Here is a 6,887-nt window from a genome sequence, read left to right as displayed (position 1 = left end):
TAAATTTTTCCATGTACTCACTCATGTCAATTCTAATTAAAGAATCTTCACTGTCGAACATATGTTTTGCCAAAGCTCTGGCCAACTCCGTTTTTCCCACACCGGTAGGGCCAAGAAAAATAAATGTACCAATTGGCTGTTTAGGATCTTTTAAACCCACCCTGTTGCGCTGTATTGCTTTTACAACTTTTGAAATAGCATCCTGCTGACCAACTACTGCTCCCTGTAAATCGTCGGCCATGCGGCGCAACTTTTCTGTTTCGGCCTGCACCATACGTTTTACCGGAATACCCGTCATCATGTGCACCACTTCGGCAATATCTTCTTCCTCAATAGGGAAACGTTTGTGTTTACTTTCCTCTTCCCAATTATTTTTTGCAGCCTCTAATTCTTCCTGCAATCTTTTTTCTGTATCTCTTAAAGATGCTGCTTCTTCAAAACGCTGGCTTTTCACTACTTTATTTTTTTCCAGCTTAATATCTTCAATCTTTTTTTCCAGTTCAATTATTTCCGCAGGAACATTAATATTTTTAATGTGCTTTCTTGCACCTACTTCATCTAAAACATCAATGGCTTTATCGGGCAGTAAACGGTCGGTCATATACCTGTCGCTTAATTTCACACAGGCATCAATAGCTTCCTGGCTGTAAGAAACATTATGGTAATCTTCGTACTTACTTTTTATGTTATTTAAAATTTGTATGGTTTCATCAACAGAAGGTTGCTCTACCAATACTTTTTGAAAACGACGGTCTAATGCGCCATCTTTTTCTATGTGCATACGGTATTCATCTAAAGTAGAAGCACCAATACATTGCAATTCTCCTCTTGCCAAAGCCGGTTTAAAAATATTGCTGGCATCTAAAGAACCACTGGCACCACCTGCGCCAACAATAGTATGTATCTCATCAATAAATAAAATTACATCCCGGTTTTTTTCCAGCTCATTCATTATGGCTTTCATTCTTTCTTCAAACTGGCCACGGTATTTTGTGCCGGCAACAAGAGCTGCCAAATCTAAACTCACCACTCTTTTATCAAACAAAACCCTGCTTACTTTGCGTTGCACAATGCGTAAGGCCAAGCCTTCTACAATGGCAGTTTTACCCACTCCGGGTTCGCCAATTAAAATAGGGTTGTTCTTTTTGCGGCGTGATAATATTTGTGATACTCTTTCAATTTCAATTTCTCTGCCCACTATCGGATCAAGCGAACCGCCTTCTGCCAATCTTGTTATATCTCTTCCAAAATTATCTAATACCGGTGTTTTTGTTTTGGGTTGGTTAGCTGCAGCGCCCCGCTGGCCTTTTGAGCCCTGGCTGCCGTACTGCTTTTTTTCTTCATCAAAATCATCTTCGCCTTCATCGCTAAACTCGGCCGATGGCGGCGTACTGGTTACAAAACCCAGTTCGTTTTTAAAAACATCGTAGTCCACATCAAACTGATTTAAAATTTGTGTAGCAATATTTTCTTTATTTTTTAAGATGGAAAGCATCAGGTGCTCACTTTCTACCAATGCACTTTTTTGCGCCTTGGCTTCCAGTACCGTAATGCGAATTACTTTTTCGGCCTGCTTGGTTAGCGGCAGCGAATTAATGTTGGCAATATTTTTACCTGTTTTGTCTTTTACCGCCATCTCAATTTCTTTGCGTAATTCAAACAGGTCTATATTGAGGGATTTAAGCGTTTTTATGGCTGTATTTTCCCCATCCCTTATTAATCCTAAAACTAAATGCTCCGTGCCAATAAAATCATTGCCCAATCTTAGTGCTTCCTCACGGCTGTAGGAAATTATTTCTTTTACCTGTGCCGAAAAATTGTTGTCCATTTACTTATTGATTTAGCTTGTACAATAATAACGATTATTTTGAAGAATAGGTTTAGCGAAAAGCGGAAATGTTAATATGTTTAAAAGTTAAAACAGCGATTTACGATCTTTTTTTGCATCCCTCTAATTTAACGAAATAATTTTATTTAAATTTTGCTTTACTTTACAAAACATAATTATAACCCTAAATTATTATTCTCTGCTTATGAATGTCAAAATAGATACCAAAGAAAAATTCACTGTTATAACGCCGGAGGAAACCGAATTTGCTGCTAATATGACAGGGGATTTAAACAATTTGTTGCTTCCTTACCTGCAAAAAGACATTCCCCACATAGTTTTTAACATGGCCGGGGTAATTTCTATTGATGAAATTACCGGAGAATTGTTGGCCAATGTTCAACAGCAGTTTTATGAAAACAACTGCTCTTTTGTAATTTGTAATTTGCAGGAGGCTGTTGAAAAACTATTGGATGAAAAAGAATTACTGGAGCTGATGAATGTAACACCTACCGAAAGTGAGGCCTGGGATATTGTGCAGATGGAAGAAATAGAGAGAGAATTGCTGAATTAATAATGGATAATTGATTAATGAATAATGGTTTTTGCTACTTTCATTACTTCGTTTTGCACTTTTACCAAACCAGGCAACTGTGCGTTAAAAATATTATCCATTATAAATTATAAAATTATCCATTAAAATTAAATGTTAGCACTCACCATATTAGGCAATAATTCTGCAATACCTGCATTTGACAGGAACCCTACTGCCCAAATTTTACAGACTTATGAAGAGAGTTATTTAATAGATTGCGGCGAAGGCACACAAATGCAAATGACGAGGTATAAAATACGCCGCAGCAAACTTAACCGGATCTTTATATCGCATTTACATGGCGATCATTATTATGGCTTAATTGGTTTATTAACCAGTATGAGTTTGCTGGGCCGCACACAAGATCTTCACCTGCATGCACCCGAAGCTTTGGAACAGATAATAAAATTACAGTTGCTTGTAGCCGATACCCATCTTTGTTATCAATTGCATTTTCATCCTTTAAAAAGCGAAGGCATAATTGCTGATGACAAAAAAATGAGTGTAGAGTGTTTTAAAGTACAGCACCGCATTGAATGCTGGGGATTTTTATTCAGGGAGAAAAAAAATCCAAGAAAATTAAATGCAGAACGTGCCGCCATTTATGAAATACCGTCAGCTTTTTATGATAAGCTTCAGCACGGCCACGATTATGTAAATAAAAAAGGGACTATTATACCTAATGATGAAGTAACGACAGCGGCAACAAAAGCAAAAAGCTATGCTTACTGTGCCGACACTATTTATGATGAAAATTTAGTGCATAAAATTACAGGTGTTGATTTATTATACCATGAAACTACTTATTTAAAAGATTTACACGAAAGAGCTGCAAGCCGCTACCACAGCACTACACACCAGGCAGCCAGTATTGCCAAACTGGGCAATGTAAAAAAATTATTGATCGGGCATTTTTCTTCTAAATACGAAACGCTGGATGCATTTTTACCTGAGGCTTGCGAAGTTTTTGAAAATACGGAGCTGGCATTGGAAGGGGTTTGTTATAAGATTTAAAAGATCGGGAATTTGGAATTTGGTTAAAAACGAACCGTTTACTTAAACTATTAAGATTAAAAGAGGAGTTGCTGTGCAATCCCTAATTCCCAATCCCCCAATTACTAATTCCTTGGGCTATTGTTCAAGCCTGATCACATTATTATATCCATCAGCCATAACCCATTTATAAAATTCGGCAAACCATTTACGCCAGGCTTTTTCGTTATGGTTGCCTTCGGTATCAATTACAGAATAAATCATGGTGTTTGAATTGCTCCCCAGCCTTTCTGCAACGTCTTTCATATCTTCTACATAAGTGCCACCTTCATTTTCGCCCATGTAAAAGAAAAATTTGGCATTTATTTTTTTTGCAACCGAATCGGTTAATGATCTTATTTGAGGAGCCGTCCAGAATGCAGGAGAAAAAACACCCGCCTTACCAAATACATCAGGATATTTTAAAGCACCATAATAAGAAATTAATCCACCCATGGAAGAACCTGCAATAATAGTATTTTCTTTGGATGATAAAGTGCGGTATTTTTTATCGATGAAAGGTTTGAGCGTTTTAGTTAAAAAATTAAGGTATTCATTTCCCTGTGGTAAAATTGTTTTGGATTGTGTGGAATCTTTCCAGGTAAATTCATAAGGATTATATTCACTCATTCTTGTGGCCTGACCATTATCAATACCCACAACAATACATGCAGGTTTTCCTTTTGCAATTAAAGAATCTAAACATTCATCAACGCCCCACTCACTGCCAAATGCACTGCTCATTTCATCAAATAAATTTTGCCCATCATGCAAATACATCACCGGGTATTCTATTTTTCCATTTGCATAACCCTGTGGTAAATAGATCCAGATGCGGCGGCTGGTGTTAAGCTGCGGCATAAAAAATGCAGTATCTATTATATGCACATTGGGGCTTGCAGTATGCTTTTTTGCAACGGTAAAATCATCTGCCCAGCCATCAACTGTATATTGTAAAGTAGCATCCGAAAATAATCTTACTACTTTATTTTCTGTCATCACACCCTTATCGGTTGACTCTGTTTTTTGCCAGCTGCCCCTCGTAAATTTAAATTGATAAGTATTTAAAGGAAGGTTTTTTATTTCAATTACCAGCTTATCATTTTCTTTTTTAAAAATATAATTGGTATCACCGGCATTCCAGTTATTAAAGTTGCCGGCAACAAAAATGGCTTCTTCTTTATGAGATGCAGGTGTTGCAGTAATTTCTATCCTTAATGTAAACTGTGCAAATAATTTGGATGATGCCAACAGCAAAAAAAGAAAAATATAAACTTTGCTCCGCATCTTTTTAAATTAAATGTTTATTTTTTAAGAAATGCTTTTACCTTTTGATGAATGCCATCACTTAAAGGCACAACGGGCAATCTCACTATATTTTCAATAATACCCAACTCATACAAAAATGCTTTTACCCCGGCAGGATTATTTTCTGCAAAAAGCAAATCATTTGCTTCCAAACATTTATAATGCAATGGCCTTGCTGCAGCAAAATCTCCTTTTAAACTCTGCCTTATCATTTCACTAAAATCTTTTGGAAAACAATTTGCCGCCACACTTATTACACCATCCATACCGCATGCAATTAAAGGCATAGCAACATGATCGTCGCCGCTTACCACTAAAAAATCGTTTGGCCTGTCCCGCAAAATATGCATGCACTGCACCATATTGCCGCTGGCTTCCTTCATGCCCTCAATATTTTTTTCTTTCGCTAAACGCAAAGTTGTTTCAGCCGTCATATTACTTCCCGTTCTGCCCGGCACATTATATAAAATAATTGGCTTTGGCGATACTGCTGCCAATGCTTTATAATGCTGATAAATTCCTTCCTGAGATGGTTTATTGTAGTAAGGGCTTGCACTTAAAACTGCAATGGCTTTATCTAACCGAAAGCTTTTTAAATTTTCAATAACTTCCCGGGTGCTGTTACCGCCAATACCAATTACTACCGGCACACGGCCATTTACTTTTTCGTAGGTAAAATTTACAATGTCTTCTTTTTCCTTTGCAGTTAACGTTGGCGTTTCACCTGTAGTGCCCAGCGATACCAGATATTCCACTCCGTTATCAATATCAAAATCAATCAACTTACCCAATGCATCATAATCAACTTCGGTATTAGTTTTAAAAGGCGTAACCAATGCTACACCTGTACCCTGCAATTCATTTTTCAAACCCATGTATTAAATAATTTGGGTAAAGTTATTATTAAGGATTGAAATAGTAAAAGAAAAAATCCCCCGGTAAAAACGGGGGACTTTTATCAGCAACAATTTTTATGAAATCTAATTAGTGCTTGTAAATGCCATTGTTGCTGCCTGCTTTAATATTTTTGAGTGAACGAGATAATTTCTGTCGGGGCTGTATATAAATAAACAAGTGCCGTTTTTAATTTTATTTATTATTGGTTTGTGTAATTTTTCGGATACTGCAGGGCATCCCCAGCTTCTGCCAAGATAGCCCTGAGAATTTATTAAATTTTCACTTACATAATCTGCACCATGCATTACAATTGCCCGGTTATCCGCATTATCATTAATCCCTTTTTCTAATCCCTGTAAATGTAATGAGTACCCATTTTTGCCATTATAGGTTTGCATGGTTTCATAAAACCCAAGGCTGCTTTTAAAACTCTCTGCCCGGTTCGAAAACTGCTGTGCAAATTCTTTACCCGAGTTTACACCATGGGCAACATAAGTATTAAACACTACCTTATAATTATTTAAGTCTATAACAAATAACCTTTTTTTGTTAGAAGACTGACTGAAATCAACAATAGAAATTATTTTATCATTATTTATTTTTCCTGCTTTTAATAAATAATCAAAGCCCTGCATGGCATAATGAAAAGCCTGGTGAGATAAACCCATTAAATTAAGCCGCAGGCTGTCGTAAACATTTGCATGGCTCGTACTCACCACTGCTAAAGGAGATTCGTTGTTAACAAACAACTCCAGTTTTTTTTCCTCAGGCCGCATTATACTTACCGGTTTTGTTTTAGCAAATACAAACGGAATGTGCAGTATAAAAATAAATATGGAGGAAAAGAAAATATAGAATTTTTTAAGGCTATGCTTAGTCATAATTAATTTGATATTGATTTTAAAGTGTCCCTTAATCAAACACAAACTTACGCCTAACCATTTTGCTTTATGTTAAAGAACATATAAAGAACCTGTTATAAATCGTATTGTTTTAGAGGATATTTTTTAGCCACTAAAAACCAGTGCTTTTCAAATAACAATTTATTTAATCTTTAAAGATTCTTTTATTAATTTTCCCCATTCTTTTATATCATCATTTTTCCATTTTCCCTTTGATGCTGCAGATGGATTAAGTATAGAACAGGTTTCTACTTTATCAGATACTGACCATGCTATCCAACTCAATTGCTTCGCATTCATCCAGGTTAAAAATTTATTCCACTCA

6 protein-coding genes and 1 pseudogene are annotated in these 6,887 nt (G+C 36.3%); 2 read left to right on the top strand and 5 right to left on the bottom strand.

The window, feature by feature from the left end:
• Nucleotides 1–1,828, bottom strand: a 1,828-nt coding sequence (locus ACY651_RS04805; protein ID WP_462250255.1) for an ATP-dependent Clp protease ATP-binding subunit, incomplete at its 3' end; no start/stop codon positions are given.
• 205 nt (nt 1,829–2,033) lie between these two features.
• Between ACY651_RS04805 and ACY651_RS04800 the strand changes: the two genes are divergently transcribed.
• Nucleotides 2,034–2,402, top strand: coding sequence for an STAS domain-containing protein (locus tag ACY651_RS04800; protein WP_462250253.1), 369 nt, complete (start codon nt 2,034–2,036; stop codon nt 2,400–2,402).
• Nucleotides 2,403–2,534: 132 nt separating this feature from the next.
• Nucleotides 2,535–3,437, top strand: a complete 903-nt coding sequence (locus ACY651_RS04795) for a ribonuclease Z (RefSeq protein ID WP_462250251.1) — start codon at nt 2,535–2,537, stop codon at nt 3,435–3,437.
• Nucleotides 3,438–3,554: 117 nt separating this feature from the next.
• On the opposite strand, the gene ACY651_RS04790 is transcribed toward ACY651_RS04795, so the two are convergent.
• The 4 genes and pseudogenes from ACY651_RS04790 to ACY651_RS04775 form a co-directional block, all read right to left on the bottom strand.
• Complete coding sequence (locus tag ACY651_RS04790) at nt 3,555–4,742, bottom strand: alpha/beta hydrolase (RefSeq protein ID WP_462250249.1); 1,188 nt, start codon at nt 4,740–4,742, stop codon at nt 3,555–3,557.
• A 17-nt stretch (nt 4,743–4,759) separates the two neighbouring features.
• Nucleotides 4,760–5,638 carry a 4-hydroxy-tetrahydrodipicolinate synthase gene (gene dapA / locus ACY651_RS04785; protein ID WP_462250247.1) on the bottom strand — a complete coding sequence of 293 codons (879 nt, stop codon included), beginning with the start codon at nt 5,636–5,638 and terminating at the stop codon, nt 4,760–4,762.
• Nucleotides 5,639–5,743: 105 nt separating this feature from the next.
• Entirely contained in the window at nt 5,744–6,541 is a 798-nt protein-coding gene (locus ACY651_RS04780; protein ID WP_462250245.1) for a murein L,D-transpeptidase catalytic domain family protein, read from the bottom strand.
• 162 nt (nt 6,542–6,703) lie between these two features.
• A pseudogene (locus ACY651_RS04775) lies at nt 6,704–6,887 on the bottom strand (hypothetical protein); the annotation flags it as partial.

Origin of the sequence: Ferruginibacter sp. (assembly GCF_031391665.1) — a bacterium.
Classification (GTDB): Bacteria; Bacteroidota; Bacteroidia; order Chitinophagales; family Chitinophagaceae; genus Ferruginibacter.
This window is presented reverse-complemented; position numbering and strand designations above follow the sequence as displayed.

What these genes read in the sequence shown, in the direction of transcription:
- ACY651_RS04800 (WP_462250253.1), top strand. Translation starts at nt 2,034, where the DNA reads ATGAATGTCAAAATAGATACCAAAGAAAAATTCACTGTTATAACGCCG.
- ACY651_RS04790 (WP_462250249.1), bottom strand. Translation starts at nt 4,742, where the DNA reads ATGCGGAGCAAAGTTTATATTTTTCTTTTTTTGCTGTTGGCATCATCC.
- ACY651_RS04780 (WP_462250245.1), bottom strand. Translation starts at nt 6,541, where the DNA reads ATGACTAAGCATAGCCTTAAAAAATTCTATATTTTCTTTTCCTCCATA.
- dapA (WP_462250247.1), bottom strand. Translation starts at nt 5,638, where the DNA reads ATGGGTTTGAAAAATGAATTGCAGGGTACAGGTGTAGCATTGGTTACG.
- ACY651_RS04795 (WP_462250251.1), top strand. Translation starts at nt 2,535, where the DNA reads ATGTTAGCACTCACCATATTAGGCAATAATTCTGCAATACCTGCATTT.